At 59.8% G+C, this 15,540-nt stretch carries 13 protein-coding genes; 8 read left to right on the forward strand and 5 right to left on the reverse strand.

The window, feature by feature from the left end:
* The first annotated feature begins 340 nt into the window (after positions 1-340).
* Positions 341-1,216, forward strand: coding sequence for a hypothetical protein (locus Enr13x_RS39185; protein WP_231743876.1), 876 nt, complete (start codon positions 341-343; stop codon positions 1,214-1,216).
* 49 nt (positions 1,217-1,265) lie between these two features.
* Here Enr13x_RS39185 and Enr13x_RS38400 read toward each other — a convergent pair whose 3' ends face one another.
* Positions 1,266-1,493, reverse strand: a complete 228-nt coding sequence (locus Enr13x_RS38400; protein ID WP_197455468.1) for a hypothetical protein — start codon at positions 1,491-1,493, stop codon at positions 1,266-1,268.
* Between Enr13x_RS38400 and Enr13x_RS30770 the strand changes: the two genes are divergently transcribed.
* The 4 genes from Enr13x_RS30770 (at position 1,486) to Enr13x_RS30785 (ending at position 5,466) form a co-directional block, all read left to right on the forward strand.
* Complete coding sequence (locus tag Enr13x_RS30770) at positions 1,486-2,526, forward strand: TIGR03546 family protein (RefSeq protein WP_197455469.1); 1,041 nt, start codon at positions 1,486-1,488, stop codon at positions 2,524-2,526. The genes Enr13x_RS38400 and Enr13x_RS30770 overlap by 8 nt on opposite strands.
* A complete protein-coding gene (locus Enr13x_RS30775; protein ID WP_145390770.1) occupies positions 2,523-4,283 on the forward strand; it encodes a TIGR03545 family protein in 1,761 nt (586 codons plus the stop codon). The genes Enr13x_RS30770 and Enr13x_RS30775 overlap by 4 nt, the downstream gene beginning before the upstream one ends.
* Position 4,284: 1 nt before the next feature.
* Complete coding sequence (locus Enr13x_RS30780) at positions 4,285-4,497, forward strand: hypothetical protein (RefSeq protein WP_145390771.1); 213 nt, start codon at positions 4,285-4,287, stop codon at positions 4,495-4,497.
* A gap of 315 nt (positions 4,498-4,812) precedes the next feature.
* On the forward strand, positions 4,813-5,466 hold the full coding sequence (locus Enr13x_RS30785; RefSeq protein WP_145390772.1) for a response regulator transcription factor: 654 nt from the start codon (positions 4,813-4,815) through the stop codon (positions 5,464-5,466).
* A gap of 887 nt (positions 5,467-6,353) precedes the next feature.
* Here Enr13x_RS30785 and rsmH read toward each other — a convergent pair.
* The 4 genes from rsmH to Enr13x_RS30805 all read right to left on the reverse strand — a co-directional run bounded on the left by rsmH (position 6,354) and on the right by Enr13x_RS30805 (position 12,028).
* Positions 6,354-7,256 (reverse strand): 16S rRNA (cytosine(1402)-N(4))-methyltransferase RsmH, encoded by a 903-nt coding sequence (gene rsmH, locus Enr13x_RS30790; protein WP_390621120.1) that lies wholly within the window; start codon positions 7,254-7,256, stop codon positions 6,354-6,356.
* Positions 7,257-7,541: 285 nt separating this feature from the next.
* Complete coding sequence (locus Enr13x_RS30795; protein WP_145390773.1) at positions 7,542-8,453, reverse strand: sugar phosphate isomerase/epimerase family protein; 912 nt, start codon at positions 8,451-8,453, stop codon at positions 7,542-7,544.
* A gap of 94 nt (positions 8,454-8,547) precedes the next feature.
* Complete coding sequence (gene aspS, locus Enr13x_RS30800) at positions 8,548-10,326, reverse strand: aspartate--tRNA ligase (RefSeq protein ID WP_145390774.1); 1,779 nt, start codon at positions 10,324-10,326, stop codon at positions 8,548-8,550.
* 181 nt (positions 10,327-10,507) lie between these two features.
* Entirely contained in the window at positions 10,508-12,028 is a 1,521-nt protein-coding gene (locus Enr13x_RS30805; protein ID WP_145390775.1) for an MFS transporter, read from the reverse strand.
* Between the two features lie 363 nt (positions 12,029-12,391).
* On the opposite strand from Enr13x_RS30805, the gene Enr13x_RS30810 reads away from it, so the two are divergent.
* The 3 genes from Enr13x_RS30810 (at position 12,392) to Enr13x_RS30820 (ending at position 15,452) form a co-directional block, all read left to right on the forward strand.
* Positions 12,392-12,970, forward strand: coding sequence for a glutathione peroxidase (locus tag Enr13x_RS30810; RefSeq protein ID WP_145390776.1), 579 nt, complete (start codon positions 12,392-12,394; stop codon positions 12,968-12,970).
* Between the two features lie 357 nt (positions 12,971-13,327).
* Positions 13,328-13,951 carry a superoxide dismutase gene (locus Enr13x_RS30815; RefSeq protein ID WP_145390777.1) on the forward strand — a complete coding sequence of 208 codons (624 nt, stop codon included), beginning with the start codon at positions 13,328-13,330 and terminating at the stop codon, positions 13,949-13,951.
* 679 nt (positions 13,952-14,630) lie between these two features.
* The gene (locus Enr13x_RS30820) at positions 14,631-15,452 is read left to right on the forward strand and encodes a PEP-CTERM sorting domain-containing protein (protein ID WP_145390778.1); all 822 of its coding nucleotides are present in this window, start codon (positions 14,631-14,633) and stop codon (positions 15,450-15,452) included.
* Positions 15,453-15,540 lie beyond the last annotated feature (88 nt).

Consider the following 15,540-nt stretch of genomic DNA (forward strand, 5'->3'; position numbering starts at 1 on the left):
GAACGCCCGGCAAACCGGCCCGCGGACGTTTCGCCCTGCGAAAGTAGACATCGCGGACCGATTCCAATAGCCCAAAATGCAATTCCTGACAACGATTTCACTTGGTTCTGCCAGGACGCCGATCTATGATGAGGTCGGCAAGAGGAACGATTTGCGATCATCCCCTGGGGAGGTACGGGCCGCGAATCCAAACGCCTTATTCCTCTGGCCCGGTTTCATCCACCCCAATCGACGCCGCGCGCGGCGTCAGGCGGGGTGTCGAAGGTATCCCCATTTCATGGTCGCATCCGGGCGTTAATCTCATCACCGTTGCGGCTCCAATCGCACAAGGAATTCGAACGTGTCCTATCGCACCCCATCAATCCCTGCCCGTCTCGTTTCTCGCCGCGTGTTCGCCGGCCTGTTGTCGTTCGGCGTCGCGTTGAGCGCCGGCTTGGCGTCGGCTGACGCTCCCGCGGCCGACGAAACCGTCCAAGCGGAACTGTTTACCGCGATCGACGAAGGAAAAATCGACGTCAAGTTCATCCCGCTGAACACCACCAAAGCGAACGTCATTGTCAACAACCTGACCGACAAACCGATGACCCTGCGACTGCCGGCCGCATTTGCCGGAGTGCCGATCAACCGCCAAGGGATGATGGGCGGCATGGGTGGCATGGGCGGCGGCATGGGAGGCATGGGCGGCGGCGGCATGGGAGGCGGCGGCGGCGGTCAAGCGATGGGCGGTGGCATGGGCGGCGGCGGCATGGGTGGTATGGGCGGCGGCATGGGAGGCATGGGCGGCGGCGGCATGGGTGGCTTCATGCGAATTCCCCCGCAACGCCAACAAAAACTCGCCGTGACCACGGTTTGCCTGGAACACGGACGCCCCGATCCGACTCCCAAAATGGCCTACAAAATCGTCCCCTTGGACTTCGTCACCCAAGACGACCGCGTGCATGTGCTGTGCGAAGCACTCGGCAATCGCCAAGTCGCTCAAAACACCGCTCAGGCCGCTGCCTGGAACTTGATGGACAAGCTGCCCTGGGAAACCCTGGCCGCCAAGAATCGCGTCGAGAGCAAGTACACCGGCAACGTCCGCTGGTTCTCGCCGATCGAAATCCAATCGGCCATCGCCGTCGTTCGTGAAGCCACACGGATCGCCGAGTCTCGCAGCGAAACCGAATCAGAATCCAGCGAGTCACTCTCCAGCGAGTCACTTTCCAGCGATAGCTGAAGACGCCCCGCACGACCGAGCGTTTGATCGGGCTCGGCCTCCGATCGGATCACACCAACGGCTGACGAACTCCGGTTCGCCAGCCGTTTTTTTGTGCCGCCATCGGATCGCCGCGCTGCGCCGCGAAATCCCCGATTCGCTGCAGAAGACAGGAAACTGCCCTGGCGAGTGAAAATGTGACGGTTGTATTGAATATCAAGCGGCCGACCTGCCGATAAGCCCTGTGATGGATGCCCTGTCGTGAACTGTGCGCATGGAGGCGCACTGCAATGGTCATATTTTCGCTCAAGCTGTTCAACAACGTCCGAAAAGCGATTGCGGGACGACGTTTCCCGCACCAATTGGCCGGCGGTGTTGCGTTGGGCGTGCTGCTGGGAATCATCCCACACGGCAATTTGATGGCCCTGATCGTGTTGGCCATGCTGTTGTGTTTCAAGGTCAACCACGCGTTGATGGGAGTCGTGGCGATCGTGGTTTCCTTCGTGGCGACCCGGCTGGACCCGTACTCACACCAAGTCGGCGAATACCTGCTGACGCACCCCTCGGGCAGCCGGTGGGCGGCCCAGGCGTGGTCCTTGCCCGTGGTCCCGTGGACGGACCTGAACAACACCGTGGTGCTCGGCAGCTTTGTGATCGGATCGCTGTCGGTGCTTCCGATCTTCGCGATTTGCTTGCCGCTGTTTCGATTGGCCGCCCCCAGCACAAACAGCGAGAGCGACGTTGAGAGCGACGGGCAAACCGAAGCCGCCGAATCCGGAACCCCCCTCGCGTCGCCCGCTGCCGATTGGTTGCCAGCTGACGACCGACGCGACGGCGAACACGAACTGCGGTCACCCCACGGATCCTCAGTCGAGGCCTCCGAGAGCGGCAGCACAACGGATGCGGTTTCCGTGCTGATCGATCAACAGGATGCGGTGCCACCGCCCCGCTTCGCGCTTCGCAAACGCGACCTCGCCGAACCGAGCGCGACCGACCCGACGACGATTCCGATTGACAACGTGCTCGCCAACGAGCCGGTCTTCATTCCGATCGACGCGTCGGAGGACAACGACGACAACACGACGGCCGATCTCGCCGCGACGAAAGCCGAAACCGACTTGTCCGACGAGCTCCCCACCAACGAACAAATGGTTTCCGTCGAGACTCGGATCGACGTGATTCGGATGAAGGATTTTTGCGACGACGAAGCCACCCCCGGTGCGACTGGCCGGGACATCGCAAACCGTGAAACCGAGCAACCGATGGACGAAGCACTCAACTACCTGCTTCGTCAATTGCGTCACTCCCAGGAAAGGAAAGCAGCAGGATGATTCGCTGGCGATTTGTTGTAACACGACTGTTGATCGTTTCGGCTGTGCTCGTGCTGTTGGGTCTGGGCTTGGGCCCGGTCGCCCGGTACGTGACGGTCCTCGGATTGCAAAGCGCAACGGGCGCGAAAGTGGAGATCGGCACGGCGCAAGTCAAACTGTTTCCGCCCACGATCCGCTATGAAAACTTCCGCGTCGCCGACCCCCGCGACGCCAAGGAGATGCGCGACGCATTCCGCGCCGACGCGATCGAATTGGCGCTTGATGGGAACGCGATGTTGCATCGACGCTGGGTCGCCCGCGAAGGCAGCATCACGGGACTGCAAATCGGTGCCAAACGTGACACCAGCGGACATCTCAGCCGCGATGAAGATGTGGAATCCCCCAGCTTGTCCGACAAGCCGGGCGTCCTCTCCAATCTGCTCGGCAGCATCACCGATCAACTGGGCGACCAAGCCGAACAGGCCGCCAAGGACTTGGAAACCGTTCGCCGCAGCGAAGCCATCAAGGCGCGGTGGCAGCGTGAATACGAGTCGCTCGCCCAACGAGCCTCCGCGCTCGAGCAAAAGGTTCGTGATTTCAAGTCCAATGCCAAGGAGATCGAAAACCCACTGCGCGACTGGGACAAGATCGGCCGGACGGTCGGACTGGCTGACGAAACACGCGCCGAACTGAAGTCCATCCTGGCGGCACTTGATGCCGTTCCGGCCCAATTCCAAGCCGACGTCGCCTCCCTGCAACAAGCCAAACAAATCGACCTGGACCGGATCGATCAATACGTCCCCGGCAACCTCAACGAATCCCAAAACTTTGGCATCGATTTGATCAGCGAAGCGGTCCAGAACCAAATCGCCACGATCCGTGACTACTGGGAAGGCGGACGCACGTTGGCCAACTACACCATCGTCGCCCCCGAAACCGAACGTGGACGCGGCGTCGATATCGATCTGCTCGGCAGCACGCGCCAACCGAACATCCTGGTTCGCCGCTGCAAGGTCCAAGGTCTGATGCGTGCCGACGGCAACGCTTACTCGCTGACCGGCACCGTCGAAAATTTGACTCCGGATCCACAACTGCTCGCCGAACCGCTGCGGGCACAACTCCAACTCGACGGCCCCCAAGTCGTCAACGTCGATTACATTCGCGACCGACGCAATGACTCGGACATCGATCGCCTGACCTTGCACTGGCCACAATCCCAGGCGCCCGAAACACGACTCGGCGACGATCACCGTGCGATGGTGAAAGTCAGCGGCGGGAAACGCGAAATCTGGGTTCAAATGCGGAGCGAAGGCGAACAGGTCCAAGGGCGTTTCGTCAGCAAGCAAACCGGCGTCCGGCTGGATCTGGAAGTCGATTCCAAATACGAAACGCTCTCGGCCACCCAAGCCTTGCGCGAAAGCCTGGCCGCGGTCGACGCGGTCACCATCGACGCCGGATTCCAAGGCAGGTGGGACCACCTGTCGATGAACATGGAAACCAACCTGGGCGACATCCTGCGCGACGCCGCTCAGAGCGCCGTCACGCGGCAAGTCGCCGCTTCGAAACAACAGATGAAACAAAAGGTGCAACAGACCTTTGACCAGGAACAAGCCAAACTGGCCACTTGGTTCAATCAACAACAGCTGGCCGCCCAATCGCTGACGGCAAAAGCCGACGGACTGCTGGAAGACCTCGGCAAAAAACTGCTCGACGGCGTGGACTCCTCCGAAGTCACCATCGGACGCATGAACGAATTCCTCAACGGCCGGTTCCGATGAGATGGAATCCGATCCCCGAATCCGCAAGTCCTTGCACCAGATCAACAACGATCTTTCGATCGCCTCGATGAGACTCGAATTGATCACGATCAAGCTCCAACGGGAGCCCGAAAGTCCGCTTCGCGAGGAGTTGCTGCAGTCCTGCGCCGACGCCCTGGACGCGGTCAAACGGGCCGGCCAGATCGCCAATCAAACACTCCACCAGTCCCCTTGAGCAGCGATCCCGGGATCCGAATCAGCCCGACAAACTCGGCGGTATCTCCGTCTCGCCCCAGTTTTTGCTAGACTGAACGTCAAATCAGCATCGGTTACGCTTTTGCGATCGCCGAGTGATCGATTAAAGTGTACCCAGCGAGACTTCCGTCCGAGACACGTCGCCGGCAAGGCCGTCATACCGTCTCACCGCGAAGAACGGCAGCAGAACGCTGGGCTGATTCTGGAAAACGACTCCCATGGTGACCCACACAGAACGCTGCATCGATCCTGTGGATCACCCTCGTTCATCACTCCAACCTATTGAACAGCCAAGATGCCGCTGATCAGCACGAATCCGGTGAAAGAACTTGACGCCCCCGATGAAGCGAGTCGTCTGTACATCGTTGACGATGAAACGGAGCTGCTCACCACCCTGGCCGAATCCCTCCGAGAGCTGGGATTCTCCCCCCAGACGTTCGATCGGCCCGAAAATTTGCTCCTGGCGACGTCGGAGAATGAGACCGGCTGCGTGATCACCGACCTGCGGATGCCCGGCATCGGTGGCGTGGAACTGCTCCGACGACTCAACCAACGCGACAGCTGCTTGTCCGTGATCCTATTGACGGCGTTCGCCGATGTGCCGACCGCCGTCGACGCGATGAAACTCGGTGCCGTCAGCGTCGTCGAAAAGCCGTTCGAACTGCACGCCCTGGCCGATGAAATCAATGCGGCGATGCGGTGCAGCGAGCAGGCCTACGCCCGACGCCAAGACCTCCGCTCGGCCAGACAACGCCTGGATCAGCTCACCAACGAAGAAAAGGCCGTGCTGGACCTGGCCATCGAAGGTCGCCCCAACCGCGAAATCGCCGAGCAACTGGAAATCAGCCCTCGGACTGTCGATCGCCGGCGACAATCCGCGCTGCGAAAACTCGTCGCCGAGTCGGTCGCCGAGTACGCCGTCCTGAAAACACGCGCCGGACGGGACTGACCCCCACCGGACGCGCCGAGCGATAGCGCTCTCCCGCCCCTCAAGGTCGTGGAGATTTTCAGTCACCCTCCTGGCAGGCGGGTCGAGCGCAGCGAGGGGAGGTCGAACGGTGAATCACGATGTTCACTTCACTCTTGATGGGCGCCACCTAGTGCTTCGTCAACTTTTTATACTTAGGGTACCGCGGAAAAGGGGTCAGGTACCAAAAATGCGAAGCACCCTGCGGGCCATTTGGTTTTTGGTACCTGACCCCTTTTCCGCTCGCTCCCAGGGGGAGGGTGACGAAAACCCCTTCCTATCAACCACTTAAAACCTGCACGACCTGGTTACCAGGGAGCGTGACCTTAAAACCGCACGACCTCCGGAGACGGAGGGGGCCCCAAGACGTCCCGCCGGGCCTAACCAACACCACCCTAAGTGGTGGACCTTCGCGGTCGCCTCAAATTACCGAAAAAAGTCGGCGAGCGGCCTCCGAGACTTAACTCGTCATCGCTCAACGGGTTACCGTCACGGGGCTGCGTTGGCAGTCTCAAAACTCCGGAATCTGCGGTTGACCACACCGGCTCGCTGCGTACTCTTAGGCTACCGATTGGGTTGAATCGACGCAGTTCAGGTGCCCGCTGGAAATCCACTCCCGGAACGTAAACCATTGCTATCTATTGGTTTGCGGAAAAAGGAGGCCCTGGCAAACCACTCCGGCACCGCGCCGTCGATTCGACCTACCTATCTTCCGCGAGTTCGCCTCGCGTGGGGTTCACGCGGTCAGCTTGCGGCCACGGGCTGACGATCGTTGATGGCACGGAGTCCTCCGCTACAGTCATCTCCGAAAACCTCACGGACCGGGTACACGACGTGCCCGGTCGCGAACGCTCGCGAAGGTAGAGCTGTTACACCCGCTCTGCCACACGCAACTTGGCACTGCGAGACCGCGCATTGACCGCGACCTCTTCCTGACTGGGACGCAATGGCTTCTTGGTCAACACGTTCCAGCGATCGTCGTCGCGGAATGCATTCTTGACGATCCGGTCTTCCAGCGAGTGAAAACTGATCACCGCCAGTCGGCCGCCCGACGACAACCACTCGGGCGCCTGCTCCAACGTGCGAGTGAGAATCTCCAACTCTTCATTGACGGCGATCCGCAACGCTTGAAACGTCCGCGTCGCCGGATGGATGTCGTGATGCTTGCCGCGCGGGACACAACGACGACAAATTTCAACAAGCGCCGCCACCGTCCGCACCGGTTCACGACGCTTGGCCCGCGCCACAATCTCCCGCGCGATCCGTCGACTGAACCGTTCTTCGCCGAATTGGTAGATCGCGTCGGCAATCGCCTTTTCGTTGTTCCTGGCCAACCATTCACTGGCCGGAATTCCGTTCTCCGGATCAAACCGCAAATCGAGCGGACCGTCGTGCTGAAAACTGAACCCACGATCCCGATCGGCCAACTGATCACTCGACAGCCCCAGGTCCAACACCATCGCATCGGCGTACTCCAGCCCGCTGGCCTCGAGCGCCTTGGCGGCCTGCTCGTAACTGCCCAAGAACACCGACAAGCGATCCACCGCAGGTTCGGATTCGACGCGGGCGAGCACTGCCGGATCGCGATCAAGCCCGATCACCATCCCACCGTCGCCGACCACATCCAACAACAGACGCGAATGACCGCCGGCCCCGTAGGTCCCATCGATCACGATCCTTGGAGAACATTCACTCACCCCATGAACGATCTCGTCGGGCATCACCGAGACATGGCAGGGGCTGTTTTCGTTTGGTTCAGGCACGGGTGTCAGACCGTTGGAAGAAATCTTGGTTGTACGACGGCCCTTCCGGGCCGTCGCTCGTGCGGCTCCGCACGACGCCCCGGAAGGGGCGTCGTACTGCCCCTTTTCTGGTAGCGGTAGGGTCTCAGCCTTGTTCCCAGGCTCCGCCCGGGAACTCACGGTCTTGAAGGCTCCGCCTTCCGAGTGCACCGGCAGAGCCGGCGGTGCATTGCGTTCCCAGGCAGAGCCTGGGAACGAGTCGTGACGGAAGAAGTTTTCTGCTAGCCACCCGTCACGCACAGCGTGACCTACTTACTACGCGTTGACTGAACAGTGCAGGGCGGCTTCCATGTTGCCGGCAACTTCCTTCAAACGCGCCAGGTCACCACCGCCGACTTCGGCTGCGCACCAACCCTTGAACCCGATTTCTCGCAACGCCGCTTCGACCGCGGGCCAATCGACATCGCCTTCGGTGATCTTGGTGAACTTGTTCTCGGCTCTTGAAAACCCTTTGATGTCCAGCTTTTTAATCCGCGGCCCAAGGTCTCGCACCCACTGTGCCACGTCACCATACTTCCAATGATTGCCGAGGTCGAATTGCAACCCGACCAAGGGCGAGTCGAACTGGTCGATGTACTCAGCCAGCGGCTCGACCGACTGATCGCTTCCGCCGGCGTGGTCATACAAGAAATGGTTCCAAACGTTTTCGACCAGGATCGCGACGTTGTGTTTTTCGGCGGTCGGCAACGCGGCGCGAATATTGTCACTGGAGCGCTGGTTCACCTCTTCAACGGTGCCGTCTTTGCCATGACCGACGACCAACAGACAGGAATCACCGCCGACCGCTGCGGTCTCTTCGATGCCACGCTTGAGATTGTCCAGTGCCTGGGCGCGGACCGCGGCATCAGGATCGCTGTGCCGAATGTTCCAGTGCGTGCCGCCCACGCTGCCGTCGACGATCAATCCCGACGCCTTGGACGCCTGGTTGACTTCATCGACATCGATTCCGGGAACGTTGACCTCGACACCTTCAAATCCCGCTTCTTTGGCCGCCCGAAATTTGTCCTCCAGCGAACCCTTGACTCCGATCATCCCGATCTTCAGCGTCTTGCGCAACCAATCGTGTCCGTCGCCGGATTCGGCAGACAGCGCCGCCGATCGCGTCGTCGCGGAAAGGCCAACCGCCCCGAAGGCAGCCAGGGTTTGAATTGCAGTACGTCGTCGCATCTCGAATATCCTCGTCGTGGATTGGGGCGTTTAGGCGCTGGGTGCATCAGTGGGATAGGGCTCCACATCTTTGCCGCTTGCTGCTGACTCGATTCTACTCGGCTTTCTTGGCCAGGCTACGCAAATGCAGTTCGGTCAACTGGTCTTGGTCGACCGCCCCGGGAGCCTCGGTCATCAAGTCCGACGCCTTTTGCGTCTTGGGGAACGCGATCACCTCGCGGATGTTTTCCAAACCGGCCAACAGCATGACCCAGCGGTCGACCCCCAAGGCGATCCCGCCGTGGGGCGGTGCACCGAACCGCAGCGCGTTGAGCAGGAACCCGAATCGGTCTTCTGCGGTCGCCTCGTCGATCCCCAACAACTCAAATACCTTCGATTGCGTCTTCTGGTCGTGAATCCGAATCGTCCCGCCACCGGCTTCGCTACCGTTGATGACCAAATCGTAGGCTTGGGCACGACAGGCCCGCGGATCGCTTTCGAGTTTCTCGAGGTCGCTTTCCAGCGGTGCGGTGAAGGGGTGGTGCATCGCCACCCAGCGGCCCGATTCTTCGTCGCGCTCGAACATCGGAAACTCGGTGACCCAACTGCAATGCAGCTGCTCGGAATCGTACAGCTCCAGTTCCGCACCGAGCCGTTTTCGCAGTGCGTACAATCCCTTGCAAGTGACTTCCCAGGTGTCGGCCAGGAACATCAGCAAGTCACCGGGCTCGCCAGCCATCAAGGTCTTGATCTCGGCCAGGTGTTCGGCATCAAAATTCTTGGCGACCGGACTCCACAACGAACCGTCTTCTTCGACGCGGAACCAGGCCAATCCCTTGGCGCCGAAGTCTTTGACGAATTCGGTCAGCTCGTCGATTTGGCGACGGGAATATTTTTCGGCGGCGCCTTCGGCGCGGATGCCGCGGACGAAGTTGCCGGCATCGGCGGTCGCCCGGAACACGCGGAACTCGGTCTTCTTGGCCACGGAGGTGACATCGACGATTTCCATGCCGAACCGCAGGTCGGGGGCGTCGTGCCCGAACCGTCGCATGGCCTCGTCATAGGTCATTCGTGGCAATGGCAATTGGACTTCTTTGCCAAGGACGTTTTTTGCCGTCTGAGCCACCAAGCCGTCGATCAACCCCATGATGTCATCGGCGTCGACGAACGACATCTCGAGGTCCAACTGGGTGAACTCGGGCTGGCGATCGGCACGCAAGTCTTCATCGCGGAAACACTTGGCGACTTGGACGTAACGGTCGAACCCGGCGACCATCAAGATCTGTTTGTACAGCTGCGGGGATTGCGGCAACGCGTAAAAGCTGCCCGGATGCACGCGGCTGGGGACCAGGTAATCGCGGGCGCCCTCGGGGGTGCTGCGACCCAGGATGGGTGTTTCCACGTCGATGAAATCATGTTCGGCGAAGTAGTCACGCATCTCCTTGATGATCGTGCTGCGAAGCACCATCGCCCGCAGCATCTCGGGCCGCCGCAGATCCAGAAAACGGTACTTCAGCCGCAGGTCCTCACCGGGAAGATCGGCTTGGCCGGGCGTGAACGGCGGCGTCTGGCAGGCGTTCAGGATTTCCAGTTCGGGGCAACGCACTTCGATCGCCCCGGTGGCCAGTTTGTCGTTGGTCTTGCCTTCCAAGCGGTTGGCCACTTTGCCACGGACCAGGATGACGCTTTCGGCCGGGACGTGTCCCGCCGCATCGATCTGGGCCTGATCCGCCTCGGGCGGCCCGATCACGACCTGGGTCAATCCATATCGGTCACGCAAATCGATAAACACCGCGCCGCCGTGATCGCGTTTATTCTCAACCCACCCACAAAGAGTGACTTCAGTTCCGACGTGTTCTTTGCGGAGCTCGCCGCAGTTGTGGGTGCGTAGCACGGATCTTGACTAATTCGGGGGGAAGGGAAAGGGGATCAAAACTGCCGATTGGGGCGGATTCTAAACTGTGGCGAGCGAATTGCTTAGGGGCCCCAGGGCGGCTGAAAAAAATCCAACAAAAAACGCCCCGAATCCAGCTGGAATCGGGGCGTTGAACGCATTTTTTCAAGGACCGACCGGATCAATATTCGGCAGGACCGGTCTGGGCAATCTCCTCAGCCTCTTCCGAATCGACTTGCTTGGGGGCCTTGAACCCGAACAGCAAAATCAAATACAGGACCGCCATCGTCGCCGGAACCAAGGCCGTCACACGAATCGCCATTCGGCTGCCGTGCAACGTCGCTTCGGCAACCGGCTCGGCATCCACCGACGCAAAGTCCTTGTTCTCTTGCCACCACTTGTACTGCGCCCGCAATCCCTTGAACTCTTCTTCGTCGATGCGATCGCCGGCGATCTCGACGTCCGACACGATCGATTCGCCATTGTCGGCGAGCATCCCCGCCTTGGCACCGTCGATCCCAGTGATCGGAGGGAACACCAGGAACTGGTTTTCGTTGGGTGCTTTGACACGTTGGAACGTCTCCGGGGCATTCTCCTGAATGTACTGCGAGGCAAAGTAGTCTTGCTTGTAGCCAATCCCCGGGCCGCCGAGCAAACCGGCGGATGTCATCCCGACAAATCCCATCAGGGCCATCGCGACGGTCGCACTTTGCGGGAATCGTTCCCCAACGACACCCAACATCGTGGGCCACAAGAACGTTTTGCCCAACGCGTAGACCGTGGCGGCGAAGAACATGAACGGCACGCTGTCACCGATGCTGATCAGATAAAGCCCAACGGCACCGGTGCAGGCGCTGATCAACAACAGCCCCAACGACGAGATCTTGTGCACGATCGGCCCGGCAAAGAAACGCAGCCCGGTCATCAACAAGGACGTGTAGATGAACAACGCCGTCCCCAAGGTTGCACTCTTGAGAATGCCACTGGTGATCTTGTTGATCCAACTGTCGGTCCCCAATTCCACGTACCCGACACAGGCGTGGGCGATCAACAGAATCACAAAGAACGGACCGATCAGCTTGGCAAACATCCCGCCGTAAGAAATCGCCCCCTGCTGGGCATCGGTCTGCGGAAACGGCTCTTTGACGGAGATGAATCCGTACATCGCGACGGGAATCAGATACGTCGCCAACAGGATCTCCCATCCCACGCTGCCCTTGAGGAACACGATCAGCCCGCCGAGCACGAGCCCGGCCGGCCATCCGGCGTGCAAGATGTTCAAGTAGTGCGTCTTCTGTTCCGGATAGATCGCCGCGGTCAGCGGGTTGATGACCGCCTCGCAAATGCCGTTGCCGAACGCAAAAATAAACGCCGACCAAAACAAGACGCTGTAGACTGCGTCCTTGCCCGCCGCGTTAAACACCGGCGTCGCCGAAAACAGCATGACCGCCGAGATCAAGTGGCACGCCATCGCGATCACCAACAGCGTCTTGTAGCCGACAAAGTCGACCAACAAGCCCGCGAACAGAATCACCAGACCAAACCCCAGCAACCCCCCGCCGGTGATCTGGCCAAGCTCGGTCATCGTGAATCCGTACTGCTTTGACCAAACATCCAACAGTCCTGCCCGGACGGCAAATCCGATCCCTGCGGCAACCAGGGTCAGAAACCCTGCGGTGAGAAGCTTTTTCCGGTTTTCCATCGTCAGTATCTATACGGGGGGAGGAGAGAATTGGAAGGCGGTCGAGATGCTGCCACTATTGGTCAGCGAAGTCAAGCAATCACGGCGTTAAATGACCGAACGCCAAACCTAATCCCCACGGCCCCCCGTCGCCACTAGCACCCCCGCTATACTCCCCGCAGAAGTCAAAAATTGTGCCAAAAGACGCGTCCATCGTTGGTGCCCAGGCTTCAGCCGCCTCCGCGACTTGGCGGCTAAAGCCTGCACACCAACAAAAGCCCAACAGCAACCAACACCGAACTCTCTTTCACCACTCTCCTTGACTTTCCAGCCAATCTGCAACAATCCCCCCAAAGTCCCTCCCCACCTCAAAGCGAGTTCCCCATGCGACTGATCCTCTCTGCCGTCCTCTGTCTCGGAGCCTTGACCACGATGTCCCACGCCGACGAAGCCCCCCAGGGCGAACACCAGCACGACCATGAATGCGCCCTCGACTTCAAAATGAAGAACATCGACGGCAAACAGGTCGACTTGGAGGATTACGAGGGGAACGTCGTGCTGATCGTCAACACCGCCAGCCAGTGCGGCCTGACACCGCAATATGCCGGCCTGGAAGAGCTGTACGGCAAGTACAAGGGAAAAGGCTTCGTCGTCCTCGGATTCCCCTGCAACCAATTCGGCGGCCAGGAGCCCGGCACTGAGGCGGAAATCAAGGAATTTTGCAACTCACGCTACAACGTGTCCTTCCCCATGTTCAGCAAGATCAATGTCAACGGAGACGACGCCACGCCGCTGTACCAATACCTGACCAGCAAGGACGTCAAACCGGCCGGAAAAGGCAACGTCAGTTGGAACTTTGAAAAATTCCTGATCGACCGAGAAGGCAATCTGATCAACCGCTTCGCCCCACCGACCAAACCCAACGACACGGAATTGGTCAAAGCGATCGAAGCCCAGCTTTAGGCGCCGCGGTCCACCTAAGGGGTCGGCGGATGCGGTACGACGTCCCTTCCCGGGCGTCGCGGACAACCTGTACGACGTCCCTTCCGGGGCGTCGCGGTGAGTCCTACCGACGACGGCCCGGAAGGGCCATCGTACATCAGCAAAGCGATCGCCTTAAGCTGGACGGTCTCTGAAGCCGAAACACCAGCGCGGGCGCGCAAATCATCTGTCGCTGGCCCCCAATCGCCACGACCCACTTGCGCACGGTTGCCACGGTCGTTATCGTTTTGGAGAAGAGGTCTCGCCCCCAAGTGTGGGACGAAATCAATGCGAGACGAATCACTGAACAAACCACCCTCTACTCGGAGAAAGCTCGCAATGGCTTACTCACTTCCCGAACTTCCCTACGCTTTGGACGCCCTGGAACCCCACATCGACGCCAAGACGATGGAGATTCACCACGGCAAGCACCACAACGCCTACGTGACCAAAGTCAACGCGGCGATCGAAGGAACCGACCTGGGATCCAAGTCGATCGAAGACCTGATCGCGGATCTGGCCAGCGTGCCTGCGGACAAGCAGGGCGCAGTCCGAAACAACGGCGGCGGACACGCCAACCACTCGTTGTTCTGGACCGTTCTGGGCCCCGGAAAAGGCGGCAGCCCCAGCGGCGACCTGGCCGCAGCGATCGATTCCACCTTCGGCAGCCTGGATGCGATGAAGGAACAGTTCAACAACGCCGCGGCGACCCGCTTCGGCAGCGGTTGGGCTTGGCTGTACGTCGACGGCGGAACACTCAAGGTCGGCAGCACGGCCAACCAAGACAGCCCGCTGATGGGCGCCGACATCGCCGGGATCAGCGGCACGCCGATCCTGGGACTGGACGTCTGGGAACACGCCTACTACCTGAACTACCAAAACCGTCGCCCCGATTACATCAGCGCGTTCTGGAACGTCGTCGATTGGGACGCCGTCGCTGAGCGCTTCGCCGCAGCCAAGTAGTCGCGGCCGAACTCAACGGCACGCCGCCACGCATCAAGTTCATAGAAAACCCTCCTGCGTGCAGGTCGTGCAGTTCTTGAGTCGTCGAATTCAAAGGGGTTTCGCCACTCTCCCCCTGGGAGAGTCGAGCGTAGCGAGGAGAGGGTTCTCGTTGCTGCTTCGAACGCGAATCTGGCAGCTAAAGTAAAACTCGCGATTCACCGTTCGCCCCCCGCTGCGATCGCCCCTCCTGCCAGAAGGGCGGCTTCAATACGGCTCGACCTCTGTGCGGGAGAGTGTCTTTGAAAAGCTGCTCAACCTCGCTGTCCCCGGGGCTTTGACCGTCGCAACAAAACCCACCGATGGCAGCGCGAACCCACGGATTCTTTGCCGCGCCCCATCTCGGGAACGAATTGGTGTCGCCAACGCATTGGTGCCGCCCACCCTCTACGTTTCACTCTCTACGTGTTCTTGAGCCCGCGCGCGTGGCACGGAGGCTTCGTCGGTGTGGGATCAGTCGTTTCAGAACGTGCACAAGTTGCAACACGAACGTGAACGAAATATCATTGCCCTCACCTTCACACCCCTCCGGAAGGCCAGCCACCACCCCTCCGGTACTGTGAATCCCCCTTTTTTAGCTAGTGAGCTTCGGCCGAGTCGACCGCGCCCACTTAGCCCTCCCCCACACGCGAGAGAACGAATGAGAAAGCGACTTACAGTTTTGGCCCTAGGACTTTCCTTGATCTGGTCGTCGCAGCAATTGAGCGCCGGAACGATTTTCAGTCAAGGATTTGAGACCGACACCAACGGATGGTTTGACGAGAGCAGCACTTGGACCGGGAGCCTGCAACAGGTCTCATCGGGGACCAATGGAATCGCATCGAGTTCAGGATCCTTCCATGCCACGGCAAGTCAAACCACCACCCCAGGGCCTGGCCTCTCCGGCCCCTTCTCCAATTTTGCCGACTCCAACAGCGACACCGCCTGGCCCGGCGGCATTCGCGTTGCCGTTGACATCTATCTAGACACAAGCTGGGCATTTGGCGAAGGTTTTGATTACTCGACTGCAATGAGCAGTTCATCGGGTGCCCATCAACAAGATTTCATCTTTCACGTCACAAAGGATACGTCGACCGGCGACCTCTTGGTCGGCGGCAGCAATAACACGAACTTTGATCCGCGTGAAGATCTGGAGACCCTCAATCACTTCGTCGTGACAAGTAGCGGCTGGTACACCTTTGAGCACATCTTCCGCGAAGAATCAGGCGATCTGTTTGCCGATCTCAATTTGCTGGACAGCAGCGGATCACTTCTGTTTACAGAAACCCGAACCGGTGGCGACCCGATCGCAACCACTGGCGGTGCCCGATATTCGTGGTTCACAAATATCGACATCAATGGCGGAATCGCAATCGACAACCATGTGCTGCAACATGTTCCCGAGCCATCCTCGTTCGCGATATTCGCTACCGGATTGATGGGGCTGGCACTGCGACGACCGCGGCAGCGTAAGAACGCTTAGCAGATTGGTCTCAACGACCAGTACTTTGCCCGGGGTCTGTCCCCGGGTTTTGGACCTAAAGACGACGGCCCGGAAGGGCCGTCGTACG

The sequence above is a fragment of the Stieleria neptunia genome (assembly GCF_007754155.1).
Taxonomy (GTDB): Bacteria; Planctomycetota; Planctomycetia; order Pirellulales; family Pirellulaceae; genus Stieleria; species Stieleria neptunia.